The sequence below is a fragment of the Streptomyces sp. NPDC020422 genome (assembly GCF_044386705.1).
Taxonomy (GTDB): Bacteria; Actinomycetota; Actinomycetes; order Streptomycetales; family Streptomycetaceae; genus Streptomyces.
This window is the reverse complement of sequence record NZ_JBIRVJ010000008.1, coordinates 414,229-428,695: the sequence shown is the minus strand read 5'-3', so window position 1 is coordinate 428,695 and position 14,467 is coordinate 414,229. Positions and strand designations below refer to the sequence as shown.

Annotated in this window: 12 protein-coding genes; 4 read left to right on the top strand and 8 right to left on the bottom strand. The window is 74.2% G+C overall.

Features of this window, described 5'->3' with window-relative positions:
• Window positions 1–149 precede the first annotated feature (149 nt).
• A complete protein-coding gene (locus ACH414_RS23810) occupies window positions 150–1,607 on the top strand; it encodes a regulator (protein WP_386565184.1) in 1,458 nt (485 codons plus the stop codon).
• Between the two features lie 145 nt (window positions 1,608–1,752).
• On the opposite strand, the gene ACH414_RS23805 is transcribed toward ACH414_RS23810, so the two are convergent.
• The gene (locus tag ACH414_RS23805; RefSeq protein WP_386565182.1) at window positions 1,753–3,048 is read right to left on the bottom strand and encodes an NAD(P)/FAD-dependent oxidoreductase; all 1,296 of its coding nucleotides are present in this window, start codon (window positions 3,046–3,048) and stop codon (window positions 1,753–1,755) included.
• Window positions 3,049–3,264: 216 nt separating this feature from the next.
• Entirely contained in the window at window positions 3,265–4,185 is a 921-nt protein-coding gene (locus ACH414_RS23800) for a TIGR01777 family oxidoreductase (RefSeq protein ID WP_391769662.1), read from the bottom strand.
• 46 nt (window positions 4,186–4,231) lie between these two features.
• On the opposite strand from ACH414_RS23800, the gene ACH414_RS23795 reads away from it, so the two are divergent.
• On the top strand, window positions 4,232–4,732 hold the full coding sequence (locus tag ACH414_RS23795; RefSeq protein WP_398943236.1) for a GNAT family N-acetyltransferase: 501 nt from the start codon (window positions 4,232–4,234) through the stop codon (window positions 4,730–4,732).
• On the opposite strand, the gene ACH414_RS23790 is transcribed toward ACH414_RS23795, so the two are convergent.
• Window positions 4,721–5,386 (bottom strand): TetR/AcrR family transcriptional regulator, encoded by a 666-nt coding sequence (locus tag ACH414_RS23790; protein ID WP_382548961.1) that lies wholly within the window; start codon window positions 5,384–5,386, stop codon window positions 4,721–4,723. The two genes, ACH414_RS23795 and ACH414_RS23790, sit on opposite strands and share 12 nt — an antisense overlap.
• Window positions 5,387–5,502: 116 nt before the next feature.
• Between ACH414_RS23790 and ACH414_RS23785 the strand changes: the two genes are divergently transcribed.
• Window positions 5,503–6,297 (top strand): SDR family NAD(P)-dependent oxidoreductase, encoded by a 795-nt coding sequence (locus tag ACH414_RS23785; protein ID WP_382548959.1) that lies wholly within the window; start codon window positions 5,503–5,505, stop codon window positions 6,295–6,297.
• A 93-nt stretch (window positions 6,298–6,390) separates the two neighbouring features.
• Here ACH414_RS23785 and ACH414_RS23780 read toward each other — a convergent pair whose 3' ends face one another.
• A complete protein-coding gene (locus ACH414_RS23780) occupies window positions 6,391–6,912 on the bottom strand; it encodes a DUF4240 domain-containing protein (RefSeq protein ID WP_382548983.1) in 522 nt (173 codons plus the stop codon).
• Between the two features lie 99 nt (window positions 6,913–7,011).
• Between ACH414_RS23780 and ACH414_RS23775 the strand changes: the two genes are divergently transcribed.
• The gene (locus ACH414_RS23775) at window positions 7,012–7,935 is read left to right on the top strand and encodes an SDR family oxidoreductase (protein WP_398943234.1); all 924 of its coding nucleotides are present in this window, start codon (window positions 7,012–7,014) and stop codon (window positions 7,933–7,935) included.
• Here ACH414_RS23775 and ACH414_RS23770 read toward each other — a convergent pair.
• The 4 genes from ACH414_RS23770 to sucB all read right to left on the bottom strand — a co-directional run bounded on the left by ACH414_RS23770 (window position 7,926) and on the right by sucB (window position 14,449).
• A complete protein-coding gene (locus ACH414_RS23770; protein ID WP_382548955.1) occupies window positions 7,926–8,909 on the bottom strand; it encodes a helix-turn-helix transcriptional regulator in 984 nt (327 codons plus the stop codon). The genes ACH414_RS23775 and ACH414_RS23770 overlap by 10 nt on opposite strands.
• A gap of 45 nt (window positions 8,910–8,954) precedes the next feature.
• On the bottom strand, window positions 8,955–11,669 hold the full coding sequence (aceE, locus tag ACH414_RS23765; protein WP_382548953.1) for a pyruvate dehydrogenase (acetyl-transferring), homodimeric type: 2,715 nt from the start codon (window positions 11,667–11,669) through the stop codon (window positions 8,955–8,957).
• Between the two features lie 298 nt (window positions 11,670–11,967).
• On the bottom strand, window positions 11,968–12,591 hold the full coding sequence (locus tag ACH414_RS23760; protein WP_382548951.1) for a GntR family transcriptional regulator: 624 nt from the start codon (window positions 12,589–12,591) through the stop codon (window positions 11,968–11,970).
• A 121-nt stretch (window positions 12,592–12,712) separates the two neighbouring features.
• Entirely contained in the window at window positions 12,713–14,449 is a 1,737-nt protein-coding gene (sucB, locus tag ACH414_RS23755; protein WP_398943232.1) for a 2-oxoglutarate dehydrogenase, E2 component, dihydrolipoamide succinyltransferase, read from the bottom strand.
• Between the last annotated feature and the right edge of the window lie 18 nt (window positions 14,450–14,467).

Here is a 14,467-nt window from a genome sequence, read left to right as displayed (position 1 = left end):
ACTCCGTGTTCCTCACGCGATCGGATGAATGTGGGGCGAAGGTGGCGGTCAGGGCGGAGTCTGCCGCTAAATTCACGCCGTTCCATGAGGGCCATCAGGGCCCACACGGGCTGCCACCCGGGCCCGGAAGGCAGGAGACCGCACAGCTGATGACGGAACGACCCCCGCAGCGCATCCCGAACCGCCAGCTCGCCGCGCTCATCGCCGAAGCAGGTTTCTCCAACGCGGGTCTCGCCAGACGGGTGGACCAGCTCGGCCTCGAGCACGGGCTCGACCTGCGCTACGACAAGACCTCCGTGACCCGCTGGCTGCGCGGGCAGCAGCCGCGCGGCACCACACCGGCCCTGATCGCCGAGGTCTTCACCCGCCGCCTCGGGCGCCGGCTCTCCGCCCAGGACCTCGGGCTCGACGCCTGCGCGCCGGTCTACGCGGGCCTCGAGTTCGCGGCGACGCCGGAGGAGGCCGTGGACATCGTCAGCGGGCTCTGGCGCAAGGACTCCGGCAGCCACGCCGAGCTGCGGAAGATCGCCTTCACCCCGGCCGGCCTGGTCGTCCCGAGCCGCGACTGGCTGATCGGCCGGGCCGACGAACGCGTGGCGCGCGGCGAGCAGGCCGCCGCGCCCACCGCCGTCGGCGACCCCCGCGTCCCTCCCCAGGGCCGCTTCTCCGTCCCCCGCCAGCGCGGCACCGACCGGGGCCCCGGCCAGCGGGTCTCCAGCGGCGACATCGCGGCCCTGCGCTCGGTCGGCGAACTCTTCCGCACCCTCGACCACGCCTACGGCGGCGGCCACGCCCGCCAGGCCCTCGTCCGCTACCTGGAGCACGAGGCCGAGCCGATGCTGCGCGGCACCTACGGCGAGAGCACCGGCCGGCGCCTCTTCGGCGCGGCGGCGGACCTGACCCGGCTGGCCGGCTGGACCTCGTACGACATCGCCGCGCACGGCCTCGCCCAGCGGTACTTCGTCCAGGCGCTCCGGCTCGCGCAGGCGGCCGGGGACCGCGCGTACGGCTCGTACGTGCTGATCACCATGAGCCACCAGGCCGTCTACCTCGGCCACGGCCGCGAGGCCGTCCAGCTCGCCCGGGTCGCCCAGCAGGGCGTCGGCTCGGCCGCCCCGCCCGTGGTCCAGGCGCTGCTCCACTCCGTCGAGGCCCGGGGCCACGGCGTCCTCGGCGAGTCCCGGGCCTGCGGGGCCTCCCTCGCCCGTGCCGAACGCGCCCTGGAGGCCGCCCGCCCCGGCGACGAGGTCCCGTACTGGGCCCGCTCCTTCGACGAGGCCCAGCTCGCCGACGAGTTCGGCCACTGCCACCGCGACCTCCAGCAGTACCGGGCCGCCGCCCAGCACGCCGAACGCGCCCTCCAGCTCCGCGCCCCCGGCTACGCCCGCAGCCGCCTCTTCTGCCGTGTCGTCCTCGCCTCCGCCCGCCTCGCCCTCGGCGAGCTCGACCAGGCCTGCGCCCTCGGCGCCGAAGCCGCCCAGCAGGCCTCCGAGATGCGCTCGGCCCGAGCCGTCGAGTACGTCCGCGACTTCGAGCGCCGCCTGGAGCCGTACCGGGACGCCCCGGCGGTCCGGACGTACCGGGACCGGGTGGCGGCGCTGGGGTAGCCGCCCGCGGCGGGCCTTCACCCCCGACCCGTCACCGGGGACAGGACCGCGGGCCCCCGGCCGACGGCCCGCGGCCTCGCCCCCGACCGCCGGGCTGGCCGGATCCCCGGCCTCGCCGCCCGGAGAGGCCCTCGGCGGCGGGCCCCTAAGCCGCCACCACCTCCGCCGCCGTCGAAGCCGGGCGCAGGCCCAGGTCCGTCAGGAGGGTCGTCGCCGCGCGGCGGGCGGAGGTCAGGGCGCCGACCGGGGTGCCCGTGGCGCGGTGGTCGCCGCACACGTACAGGCCGGACAGGACGCGGACCGGGCGCTCCGGGTCGAACGGCGGCCGCATCGCCGGGAAGGCGTGCGGCGTGTGGTGCTGCGCGAGCAGCTCCCACTCGTCCGTCGACGTCCCGTACAGCGTCGCCAGGTGCTTGCGGACCCGGCGCTCCACGTCGTCCGGCGGCGTCCCGAGCACCGTGGTCGTGATCAGCGGCCGCCCGGCCGGCGCCCGGCTCGGGTCGACCGCGCTCATCACCGCGCTGTGCGCGCCCGGACCGCCCGGGTCGGACTCCAGGAGCAGCACCGGCTCCCCGGTCGGGGCGGCGGGCGCCGTGTGGTGCAGCACGGTCGCCGCGTGGTACTCCGGCACCCGCAGCCCCGGCAGCAGCTCCGCCGCGGTCCGGCCGCCCGTCGCCAGGACCACCGAGCGGCAGGTGAACACCCCGTGCTCCGCCGTCGTGACCCGGGCGATGGACAGCTCGGTGACCTCGACGCCGGTACGCACCGTCCCCGGCGGCAGCGCCGCCGCCAGCCGCTCCGGCAGCGCCCCCGAACCGCCCTCGGGCACGCTGGTCCGGCCCCGCGCGAACGACCGCAGCGCGAGGTCCGCCCGCCGGCTCGAGGTGCCGAGATCGGGGTCGCCGAGGAGCGCGGCCACCAGCGGGCGCAACACCCCCTGGACCGTGCGGGCGGGCAGCCTGGCCGTCAGCGCCTCCCGGGCGCTCCGCTCGGCGCGGGTGAGCAGACGCGCGGTGGGGGTGGTGGCCAGCCGGACCAGGGAGGCGCCGAGCCGCGCCTGGTCGAGCGAGACGGCCGGATTCCTGGGGGCGCTCGCCAGGGCGCGCGCCCGGGCGCGTGCTCCCCCCACGCCCGGGGCCCCCGCCCCCCGCGAGGTCCAGGGCGCGTGCGGCGCCCCCCACCGCCCGTACCGGCCGTCGCTGTGCACGACGACCCCCGGGGCGAAGGCCCGCAGCGGGACCCCTTCCAGCTGCGGCGTGGTCAGCAGGGGTCCGACGCGGTCGAGCCGGAAGCCGTCGACCGTGTCGGTCGTCATCCGGCCGCCGATCCGCGGCGCTGCCTCCAGGACCGTGACCGAGAGACCGGCCTCGGTCAGCAGCCGAGCCGCCGCGAGACCCGCGATCCCGGCTCCTACGACGACGACGTCCGAGTTGTTGAGCACGTGCCCCTCCCCAGGTCGGCGCGGTTGGTGGGAGGCCTATGCCCCCAACAGGCCTCCGGAATGCCCGAGTTCGCAAGAGACTAGGCAGCGCTCCCACCCCGCGAAGCCGCGCGCGACGGGGTGCACGCAGCACGGGGGAGCGCATGGGGGAGTCCGAGGACCGGGCATGCCGGCGGGCCGGGCCGGGTTCACCCGACCCGGTTCACCCGCCCCACCTCAGCGCGCCGCCGCCCGCACCGACTCCTCGATCGTCGGGAACGCGAAGTCGAAGCCCGACTCCAACAGGCGCCCCGGCAGCACCCGCTGACTGCCCAGCACATCCTGCGCGAACTCCCCGAGGGCGAGCCGCAGGGCCGCCGCCGGCACATGGAAGAAGGCCGGGCGGCGCAGTACGCGCCCCATCGCCGCCGTCACCTCGCGGTTGGTGACCGGCTCGGGCGCGGTCAGGTTCACCGGTCCCGCCACCGACGGGGTGTCGATCAGATGGCGCAGCGCGGCGACCTCGTCGTGCAGCGCGATGAAGCTCCAGTACTGGCGCCCGTCGCCCATCCGTCCCCCGAGCCCGGCCCGGAACAGCGGGAACAGGCGCCCCCACGCCCCGCCCTCGCGCGCCACGACCAGACCGGTACGGGCGTACGCCACCCGGATCCCGGCCGCTTCCGCGGGGGCCGCGGCGGCCTCCCACTCGACGCACACCGAGGGCAGGAAGCCCTCGCCCGCGGGCGCGCCCTCGTCCACCGCGCGCGAACCGGTGTCCCCGTAGTAGCCGAGCGCGGTGCCGCACACCAGCACCTCGGGCGGGTCGGCCAGCGAGGCGAGCGCTTCGGCGACCGCCCGCGTGCCGCGCACCCGGCTGTCGCGGATCTCCTTCTTGTACGCCTCGGTCCAGCGCCGCTCGCCGACACCCGCGCCCGCCAGGTGCACGACCGCGTCCACGCCGACGAGTCCGGCGGCGTCCACGTACAGCCGCGCCGGGTCCCACTCCACCTCGTCGGCGGCCGCGGCGGGCCGTCGGACCAGGCGGAGCACGTCGTGTCCGTCGGCGCGCAGGGAGCGCACGAGGGCGGAGCCGATCAGACCGGTCGTGCCGGTGACGGCGACGCGGCGGCGGGCGGAGGGGCGTGAGGAGCGCTGCATGCGCCCATCCTGCCCCCGCCGGCCCGCCCGTGGCACAGTGACCCGCATGATCGCCCCGGAGATTCGGATACGCCAGGCCGTCCTCGCCGACGAGCCCGTCCTCGCCGAGCTCGACCGCGTCAGCTGGTCGCCGCTCCACGCCGTGCTGCCCGCCCCGGAGCCCGGCGAGCGCTTCTTCCACGACGAGCGGCACCTGCCCGAGCACTACCTGGTCGCGGAGCTCCGGGACGCGGGTGTCGTCGGCTACGTGCGGCTGGTCCCGGCCACCCCGCTCGCCTGCAACGCCCACGTCCGCCAGATCCAGGGCCTCGTCGTGGGCGAGGACGCCCGGGGCCGGGGCGTGGCCCGCGCGCTGGTGCGCGCCGCGATGGAGCGGGCCCGCGAGCAGGGTGCCACCCGGATCACCCTGCGCGTCCTCGGGCACAACGCGCCGGCCCGCGCCCTCTACGCCGCCGAGGGCTTCGTCCAGGAGGGCGTGCTGCCGGGGGAGTTCCTCCTGGAGGGGACGTATGTCGACGACGTCCTCATGGGGCGCTCACTGGGCTGAGGGGCCCGGCCCCAGCACCCGCATCCCGCCCATCAGCTCCCGCAGGCACCGCACCGCGAGGCCCGCCGGCGCCCCCTCGCCCCGCACCGGCGCGTCGGTCTCCGCCCAGGTCTCCAGGGCGATCCGGATCGCGTCCGTCGCCGCCGCGGCCGCCAGGCGCAGCTCCAGCGGGTCGGCGCCCGGGCCCGCGAGGCCGGTGAGGACCTCGCGCAACCGGTCCTCGGACTCCTGGTTGACGCGGTACCAGACGGCCCGCAGCGCCGGGTCGTGCTCCGCCGCGCGCAGCAGCCCGCGGGTCCAGCGCAGGCCCTCCTCCGCCTCCTCGCCCCGCGCGGTGAGCGAGTCCGCGATGGAGCGCTCCAGGGCGGTCGGCAGGGCGGTGCCCGGCGCGGTGGCGGCGAGCTCGGCGCGCCAGCGGTCCGCGCCGCCCGCGAGGAGCGGGGCGACGGCGTCCTGCTTGGAGCGGAAGTAGCGGTAGAAGGTGCGCAGCGCGACCCCGGCCCGCTGGGCGATGTCCTCGGCCGTGGTGTCGTCCGGGCCGCGCTCGGTGAACAGCTCGGCGGCGGCGCGGGCGATGTCCAGCTGGGTGGCCGCCTTGCGGCGCTCCGTCAGGGAGGGGGCGCGCGGGGGTGTGTTCTCGCTCTTGTCGCTCACCCCACCCAGAGTACGCCCGCGACTGCCAGGCGTGCACGTCGTGCAGCTATGGCAAAACGTGCCACTTGGGCGTACGGTGGCAGCATTCCGGATCCCACCCCCGAGAGGTTGCCGTCATGAACCAACTGACCCGTTACGAAGGACGCCGTGCCCTGGTCACGGGCGGCGGCTCCGGCATCGGCCAGGCCACCGTGCTGCGCATGCTGGCGGAAGGCGGCAGCGTCGTCGCCGCCGACATCAGCGAGGACGGCCTCCAGGACACCGCCGCCAAGGCCGGTGCCGCCGCCGACCGCCTCACCACCCTCGTGGTGGACATCGCCGACGAGACCTCCGTACGCGAGGGCGTCGCCGCCGCCGTCGAGGCCCTCGGCGGCCTGGACGTCCTGGTCAACGCGGCCGGCATCCTGCGCTCCTCGCACACCCACGAGACCGGCCTCGACGCCTTCGAGCAGGTGATCCGGATCAACCTCACCGGCACCTTCCTCGTGATCCGCGAGGCCATACCGGCGCTCCTGAAGGGCGACGGCGCCGCCGTCGTCAACTTCTCCTCCACCTCGGCGATGTTCGCCCACCCCTACATGGCGGCCTACGCGGCCAGCAAGGGCGGCATCCAGTCCATGACCCACGCGCTCGCCGCCGAGTACGCCAAGCAGGGCATCCGCTTCACCGCGGTCCAGCCCGGCTCCATCTCCTCGGGCATGACCGACGGCAGCGGCGCCAGCAAGCAGTCCATGGGCCCCGGCCTGCCCGACGACACCGACTGGTCGCTCTTCGGCAAGCTCGCCCCCGCCCTCGGCCAGGGCTTCGCGGGCCCCGAGACCGTCGCCGGCGTCGTCGCGATGCTCGCCTCCGAGGACGGCAGGTTCATCACCGGCACCGAGGTCCGCATCGACGGCGGCACCCACTTCTGACGCCCGACACGATCCTCGCGCCGGGGGAGCCCGGTGCCGCGGCCCGAAGAGCGGGAGACCGGCCCGGTGCGGTCCCGGCGCCCCCTGCCCCCGTCAGCCGGGACCGAACCGGGCCCACAGCCGCGGGAAGCGGGCCGCGAGGGCCTCGTCGTCCTCCAGGTCGACGGGCGTGCCCTCCGGCTCGCCCGGCTGCGGCGGGATCCCCAGGTCCGGCGCCTCCACGCCGGTCAGCCGCTCGTACGCCTCGTCCGCCGCGAAGCCCAGCTCCTCGCCGTCCCCGTCGATCTCCTCGTCGAAGGTGTCGAGCAGCTCCGCCAGCGCGTCCGGATCGTGCACCGCCCCCTCGAAGACCTCCCGGCCCTGGCCGATCAGCCAGCAGCGGAAGTAGTCGAAGGCGTCGTCCCCCGCCCCGTCGAACAGCACCGCCGCCGCGCCCCACAGGTCCCAGGTGTACGCGCGGTTGTAGCGGGCCTCGAAATGGCGCGCGAAGTCCAGGACGGCGTCCGGGTCCAGCAGGGTCAGCCGCTCCACGAGCAGGTCGGCGTGCTCCTCCGGATCGCCCTCCGCCCGCTCCCGGGTGGAGTCGATCAGCTCCCAGAACTCCGTCTCGTCCATCACGGGTCCAGCATCGTGGGTGGGGCCGGGCGACGCACCCGGAAACGGCCGAAAACAATCCGGACGGAAGATGTCGTATTTTCCTGTCAGGCTCGGCCCATGACCACCACCACGAAGCCACTCGCAGGCCGGATCGCCCTCGTCGCGGGCGCCACCCGCGGCGCGGGCCGGGGCATCGCCGTCCAGCTCGGAGCCGCCGGAGCCACCGTCTACGCCACCGGACGCACCACCCGGGAACGGCTCAGCGAGGTCGGCCGGGCGACCGAGACCATCGAGGAGACCGCCGAACTCGTCACCGCCGCCGGCGGCCGGGGCATCGCCGTCCCCACCGACCACCTGGAGCCCGAGCAGGTCCGCGCGCTCGTCGAGCGGATCGACCGCGAGCAGGGCAGGCTCGACGTCCTCGTCAACGACGTCTGGGGCGGCGAGCACCTGGTCACCTTCGGCAGGAAGACCTGGGAGACCGACCTCGCCGGCGGACTGCGGATGCTCGAACTCGGCGTGAAGACGCACGCCATCACCTCCCACGCCGCGCTGCCGCTGCTGACCCGGAACCCCGGCGGGCTCGTCGTCGAGGTCACCGACGGCACCCGCGCGTACAACGGCACCCGCTACCGCGAGAACCTCTTCTACGACCTCGCCAAGAACGCCCCGATCCGGATGGCCTTCGGCCTCGCCAGGGAGCTGGAGGAGTACGGCGGCACGGCCGTCTCCGTCACCCCGGGCTGGCTGCGCTCCGAGCAGATGCTCGCCGGGTTCGGCGTCACCGAGGAGAACTGGCGCGAGGCCGCCGAGAAGATCCCCGACTTCGCCGTCGCCGAGTCCCCGGTCTACGTCGGGCGGGCCGTCGCCGCCCTCGCCGCCGACCCCGACCGGCGCCGCTGGACCGGACAGTCGCTCTCCAGCGGACAGCTCGCCGCGGAGTACGGGTTCACCGACGCCGACGGCTCCCGCCCCGACGCCTGGGGCTTCCTCGTCGCCAAGGAGACCGACCCGGACGCCCGCCCGGAGGACTACCGGTAGAGCTCGGCCAGGCCCCTGGCGGCCTCCGCGAACCGCGCGCGGAGCGTCGCCGGGGCCAGCACCTCCACCTCCGGGCCCAGCGCGAGGAGCTGCCCGAAGGCGACCTCCTCGCTCTCCACGCGCAGGACCGTCCGGATCCGGCCGTCCCGCGCCGGGCCGTCCTCGGCGACCCCCGCCGCCACCGCCTCCTCGGCCGCCGCGCGGTCCGTCACGTACGGCAGCCGCCGCGCCCCCGCCGGGGTCAGCCGCAACTCCACCTCGGCCCGCAGCAGCGAACGCGCGAACTCGGCGGAGCGCTCGCCCCAGAACGCCGCCAGCTCGAAGCCGGGGTCCCGCTCGAAGCGCTCCTCCGCCACGGCCACCTCGGTGAACCGGTCCACCCGGTAGGTGCGGAACGAGCCGGCCCCGTCCTGGGGCCGCGCGCACACATACCAGACGCCGGCCTTCAGGACGAGACCGTACGGTTCGAGCGCGCGCTCCACCTCCGTGTCGCCGCGCCGGTAGCGGGCCCGCACCGGGCGGTCGTCCCAGACCGCGTCCGCGAGCGGCGCCAGCAGCGCCGGGGTCTCCGGCTCCTGGTACCAGGCGGGCGCGTCCAGGTGGAAGCGGCGGCCCACCGCCTCCGGCGCGTCCCGCAGCGAGGGCAGCAGCGCCGCCGACACCTTCAGCCGGGCCGCGGAGGCCGCGTCGGCGAGCCCCAGGTCCCTCAGCGCCTGCGGGAGCCCCGACAGGAACAGCGCCTCCGCCTCCCCGCGGGCGAGCCCGGTCAGCCGGGTCCGGTAGCCGCCGACGAGCCGGTAGCCGCCCGCCCGGCCCCGGTCCGCGTACACCGGCACCCCCGCCTCGGAGAGGGCGAGGGCGTCGCGGGTGATGGTGCGCTCCGACACCTCCAGCTCGGCGGCGAGTTCGGCGGCCGTCATGGACGGCCGGGACTGGAGCAGGAGCACCAACTTGATGAGGCGGGCGGCACGCATGACTCCATCATGCGTGCCGCCCGCCCCGAGTGGATCAAGCGGCCCTTACAGGCCGTAGCGCTCCCGCGCCTCCTTCACCGAGGTCGCCTTGACCTCGCCGCGGCGGGCGAGCTGGGCGAGCGCGGCGACCACGATCGACTGGGCGTCGACGCCGAAGTGGCGGCGGGCGGCGTCGCGGGTGTCCGACAGGCCGAAGCCGTCGGCGCCCAGCGAGGACCAGTCCTGCTCGACCCACTGCGCGATCTGGTCCGGGACCTGGCGCATGTAGTCCGAGACGGCGAGGACCGGGGAGTCCACGCCCGCCAGGGCCTGGCGCACGTACGGCACGCGCTCCTCGCCGCGCAGCAGGGCCGCGTCGGCCTCCAGCGCGTCACGGCGCAGCTCGGTCCAGGAGGTGGCGGACCACACGTCGGCGGCCACGCCCCACTCCTCGGCGAGCAGCTTCTGCGCCTCCAGGGCCCAGTGGATGGCCGTGCCGGAGGAGAGCAGCTGGATCCGCGAGGCGTTCGCAGGCAGCTCCAGGCCGGCCGACTCGGCCGTGTTGAAGCGGTAGAGGCCCTTGATGATGCCCTCGTCGACCCCGGACGGCTTGGCCGGCTGCGGCATCGGCTCGTTGTAGACGGTGAGGTAGTAGAAGACGTTCTGGTCCTCGCCCTCGGCCGCCTCGCCGTACATCCGGCGCAGGCCCTCCTTGACGATGGCCGCGACCTCGTAGGCGAACGCCGGGTCGTACGTCAGCGCCGCCGGGTTGGTGGCCGCGATCACCGGGGAGTGGCCGTCGGCGTGCTGGAGGCCCTCACCGGTCAGGGTGGTGCGGCCGGCGGTGGCGCCGACGAGGAAGCCGCGGCCGAGCTGGTCGCCGAGCTGCCACATCTGGTCGGCGGTCCGCTGCCAGCCGAACATCGAGTAGAAGATGTAGAACGGGATCATCGCCTCGCCGTGCGTCGCGTACGACGTCGAGGCGGCGATGAAGTCGGCCATGGAGCCGGCCTCGGTGATGCCCTCGTTCAGGATCTGGCCGTTGACGGCCTCCTTGTAGTACATCAGCTGGTCGCGGTCGACCGGCTCGTACGTCTGGCCCTTCGGCGAGTAGATGCCGAGCGAGGGGAACAGCGACTCCATGCCGAAGGTGCGGGCCTCGTCGGGGACGATCGGGACCCAGCGCTTGCCGGTCTCCTTGTCGCGGACCAGGTCCTTGACCAGGCGGACGAAGGCCATCGTGGTGGCGATGGACTGCGAGCCGGAGCCCTTGTCGAAGGCGGCGAAGGTCTTCTCGGCCGGCGCCGGCAGCGGCGCGAGCGGGTGCACGCGACGGGCCGGGGCGGGGCCGCCGAGGGCCGCGCGGCGCTCCTGGAGGTAGCGGACCTCGGGGGAGTCGGCGCCCGGGTGGCCGTAGGGGACGACACCGTCGACGAACTCGGCGTCCGAGATCGGCAGCTCGAGAAGGTCGCGCATGTTCTTGAACTCGTCCGTCGTGAGCTTCTTCATCTGGTGGTTCGCGTTCTTCGACGCGAAGCCCTCACCCAGGGTGAAGCCCTTGACGGTCTGCGCGAGGATGACCGTCGGCGCGCCCTTGAACTCCAGGGCGGCCTTGTACGCGGCGTACACCTTCCGCGGCTCGTGGCCGCCGCGGGAGAGATGGAAGCACTCGAGGATCTTGTCGTCGCTCAGCAGCTTCGCCATCTCGACGAGCGCCGGGTCCTTGCCGAAGAAGTCCTGGCGGATGTAGGCGGCGTCGCGGGTCTGGTACGTCTGGACCTGCGCGTCCGGCACCTCGCGGAGGCGGCGGACCAGGGCGCCGGTGGTGTCGAGCGCGAACAGCTCGTCCCAGGCGTTGCCCCACAGGGTCTTGACCACGTTCCAGCCGGCGCCGCGGAACTGGGCCTCAAGCTCCTGCACGATCTTGAAGTTGGCGCGGACCGGGCCGTCGAGGCGCTGCAGGTTGCAGTTGATGACGAAGGTCAGGTTGTCCAGACCCTCGCGGGCGGCGAGCGCCAGGGCGGCGGTCGACTCCGGCTCGTCCATCTCGCCGTCACCGAGGAACGCCCACACGTGCGAGGCGGAGACGTCCTTGATGTTGCGGTTGGTCAGGTAGCGGTTGAAGCGCGCCTGGTAGATCGCGGAGAGCGGGCCGAGGCCCATGGAGACGGTGGGGAACTCCCACAGCCAGGGCAGGCGCCGCGGGTGCGGGTAGGAGGGCAGACCGTTGCCGCCGGACTCCTGCCGGAAGTTGTCGAGGTGGCCCTCGTTCAGCCGTCCGTCGAGGAAGGCGCGGGCGTAGATGCCGGGGGAGGCGTGGCCCTGGATGTAGAGCTGGTCGCCGGAGCCCTCGGCGGCGCCCGACTCCTTGCCCTTGAAGAAGTGGTTGAAGCCGGTCTCGTAGAGCCAGGCCGCGGAGGCGAAGGTGGCGATGTGGCCGCCGACGCCGTGCTTGGAGCCGCGGGTGACCATCGCGGCCGCGTTCCAGCGGTTCCAGGCGGTGATCTTCCGCTCCATCTCCTCGTCGCCGCCGAACTCGGTGACCGAGGGCTCGGCGGAGGTGGGGATGGTGTTGACGTAGTCCGTCTCCAGCAGCTTGGGCAGGGCCAGGCCCGCGCCCTCGGCGTGCTGGAGCGTGCGGCGCATCAGGTAGGCGGCCCGGTGGGGGCCGGCGGCCTTGGTGACGGCGTCCAGGGAGGCCGCCCACTCGGCGGTCTCCTCGGTGTCACGGTCCGGGAGCTGGTCGAGCTCGCTCGGAATCTTGCCTACGGGATCGGTCATGATCGCCGCCTTCCGGACAGGTGGGGGTGGAGATAAAGAGGCCTTGTCTGGCAGGACAGGGCGAAGGGCCGGGTAACGGCCCGCGGAAGACTGTAAGCGCTCGATCGATGATCGATCAAAGCTTCGCCGGGAAAAAGATGCCCGGAGCACCAAAGTCGGCACAGGGTGCCGCGAGAAAGGGCACCGGGTGCCTTGTTTTCGCAGGTGAAGCCGACCCTCTGAGGCCGCCCTCGCACAAACGAGCGGGTCCGCCCGGAGGCGGACCCGCTCGTCGAAGAGCTCCGGAAGGAAGCCGCGGCTACGCCCTCGGGGCGCACCCGAGGACATGCGCCTTCACCAGCGCGCCGATGTCCGGGTCGCCCCTGCGGAAGGCCTCCACGAGCTCCTGGTGCTCCTCCGCGTACGACTTCTGCACCGTGCCCAGCCAGCGGATCGACAGCGCCGTGAAGACCTCGATGCCCAGGCCCTCCCAGGTGTGCAGGAGCACGCTGTTCCCGGCCGCCTTCACCAGCTCCCGGTGGAACGCCACCGTGTGCCGCACCTGTGCCGTGCCGTCCGAGGCCGCGTCCGCCTCGTACAGGGCCGCCACGTGCGGCTCCAGGGTCGAGCAGTCCGCCGCCAGCCGGCCGGCCGCCAGCTCGGCCGCGATCTGCTCCAGACCGGCTCGTACGGGGTAGCTCTCCTCCAGGTCGGCGGCGGTCAGATTGCGCACCCGGACGCCCTTGTTGGGCGCCGACTCGATCAGCCGCAGCGACTCCAGCTCGCGCAGCGCCTCGCGCACCGGGGTCTGCGAGACCTCCAGCTCCGTGGCGATCCGTCGCTCCACGATCCGCTCGCCCGGCTTCCAGCGCCCGCTGACGATGCCCTCCACGATGTGCTCGCGGATCTGCTCGCGCAGCGAATGGACGACGGGCATGGTCATGGAAGCCGCTCCTTAGGGAGTCATTGACTCTTAGACAATACGGCGGTGTCCCCGCCCGGAAACACATCCGGACGGGGACACCGCAGGTGAGGCTTGTTACGTTGCCTTCCGGCAGCGCGCCTTACAGACCGAGGTCGACCTCGAACTCGCCGGCCTCCAGGATCGCCTTGACGGCCGTCAGGTAGCGGGCGGCGTCGGCGCCGTCCACCAGACGGTGGTCGTAGGAGAGCGTCAGGTAGGTCATGTCGCGGACGCCGATGACGGTGCCCTCGGCGGTCTCGATGACGGCCGGACGCTTCACCGTGGCGCCGATGCCCAGGATGGCGACCTGGTTCGGCGGGACGATGATCGTGTCGAACAGCGCACCGCGCGAACCGGTGTTGCTGATGGTGAAGGTCGCACCGGCCAGCTCGTCCGGCGTGATCTTGTTGCCGCGGACCTTGCCGGCCAGCTCGGCGGTGGCCTTGGAGATGCCGGCGATGTTCAGGTCGCCCGCACCCTTGATGACCGGCGTCATCAGACCCTTCTCGGAGTCCACGGCGATGCCGATGTTCTCCGAGTCGAAGTACGTGATGGTGCCCTCGTCCTCGTTGATCCGGGCGTTGATGACCGGGTGGGCCTTCAGCGCCTGGGCCGCCGCCTTCACGAAGAACGGCATCGGGGAGAGCTTGACGCCCTCGCGGGCGGCGAACGCGTCCTTGGCGCGGGCGCGCAGCTTCATCAGCTTGGTGATGTCGACCTCGACGACCGAGGACAGCTGGGCCTGGCCGTGCAGCGCCTTCATCATGTTGTCGCCGATGACCTTGCGCATGCGGGTCATCTTGACGGTCTGGCCGCGCAGCGGGGAGACCTCCAGGGCCGGGGCCTTGGCGGCGGCCGGAGCGGCCGGAGCGGCGGCGGCCGGTGCCGGAGCGGCCTTCTTGGCCTCGGCGGCCGCGAGGACGTCCTGCTTGCGGATGCGGCCGCCGACGCCCGTGCCCTTGACGGACGCCAGGTCGACACCGTTCTCGGTGGCGAGCTTGCGGACCAGCGGGGTCACGTACGCGCCGTCCTCCGCCGGCTGTGCGGCGGCGGGGGCGGCCGGAGCCGGAGCGGCGACCGGGGCCGGGGCCGCGACCGGAGCGGCCGGAGCCACCGGGGCGGGCGCCGGAGCCGGAGCGGCCGGGGCCGGGGCGGCGGCCGGAGCCGGAGCAGCGGCCGGGGCCGGGGCGGCCGGGGCCGGGGCGGCGGCGGGCGCGGCACCGGCGGCACCGATGACGGCCAGCTTGGCGCCGACCTCGGCGGTCTCGTCCTCGCCGACGACGATCTCGAGCAGCACGCCGGAGGCGGGCGCCGGGATCTCGGTGTCGACCTTGTCCGTGGAGACCTCGAGCAGCGGCTCGTCGGCCTCGACGGTCTCGCCGACCGACTTCAGCCAGCGGGTCACGGTGCCCTCGGTGACGGACTCGCCCAGGGCGGGCAGCACGACGTCGGTGCCCTCGGCGGCACCGGCGGGGGCGGAGGCCGGAGCCTCGGCCGCGGGGGCCGGGGCGGCGGGGGCCTCGGCGGCCGGAGCCGGGGCGGCGGCCGGAGCCGGAGCGGCCTCGGCGGCCGGGGCCGGGGCGGCCGCGGGGGCGCCGGAGCCGTCGTCGATGATGGCCAGCTCGGCGCCGACCTCGACCGTCTCGTCCTCGGCGACCTTGATGGAGGCCAGGATGCCCGAGGCGGGGGCGGGGATCTCGGTGTCGACCTTGTCGGTCGAGACCTCGAGCAGCGGCTCGTCGGCCTCGACACGCTCACCCTCGGCCTTGAGCCAGCGGGTGACGGTGCCCTCGGTGACGCTCTCGCCGAGCGCCGGCAGGGTTACGGAAACCGACATGGTTTCGGTTGCTCCTAA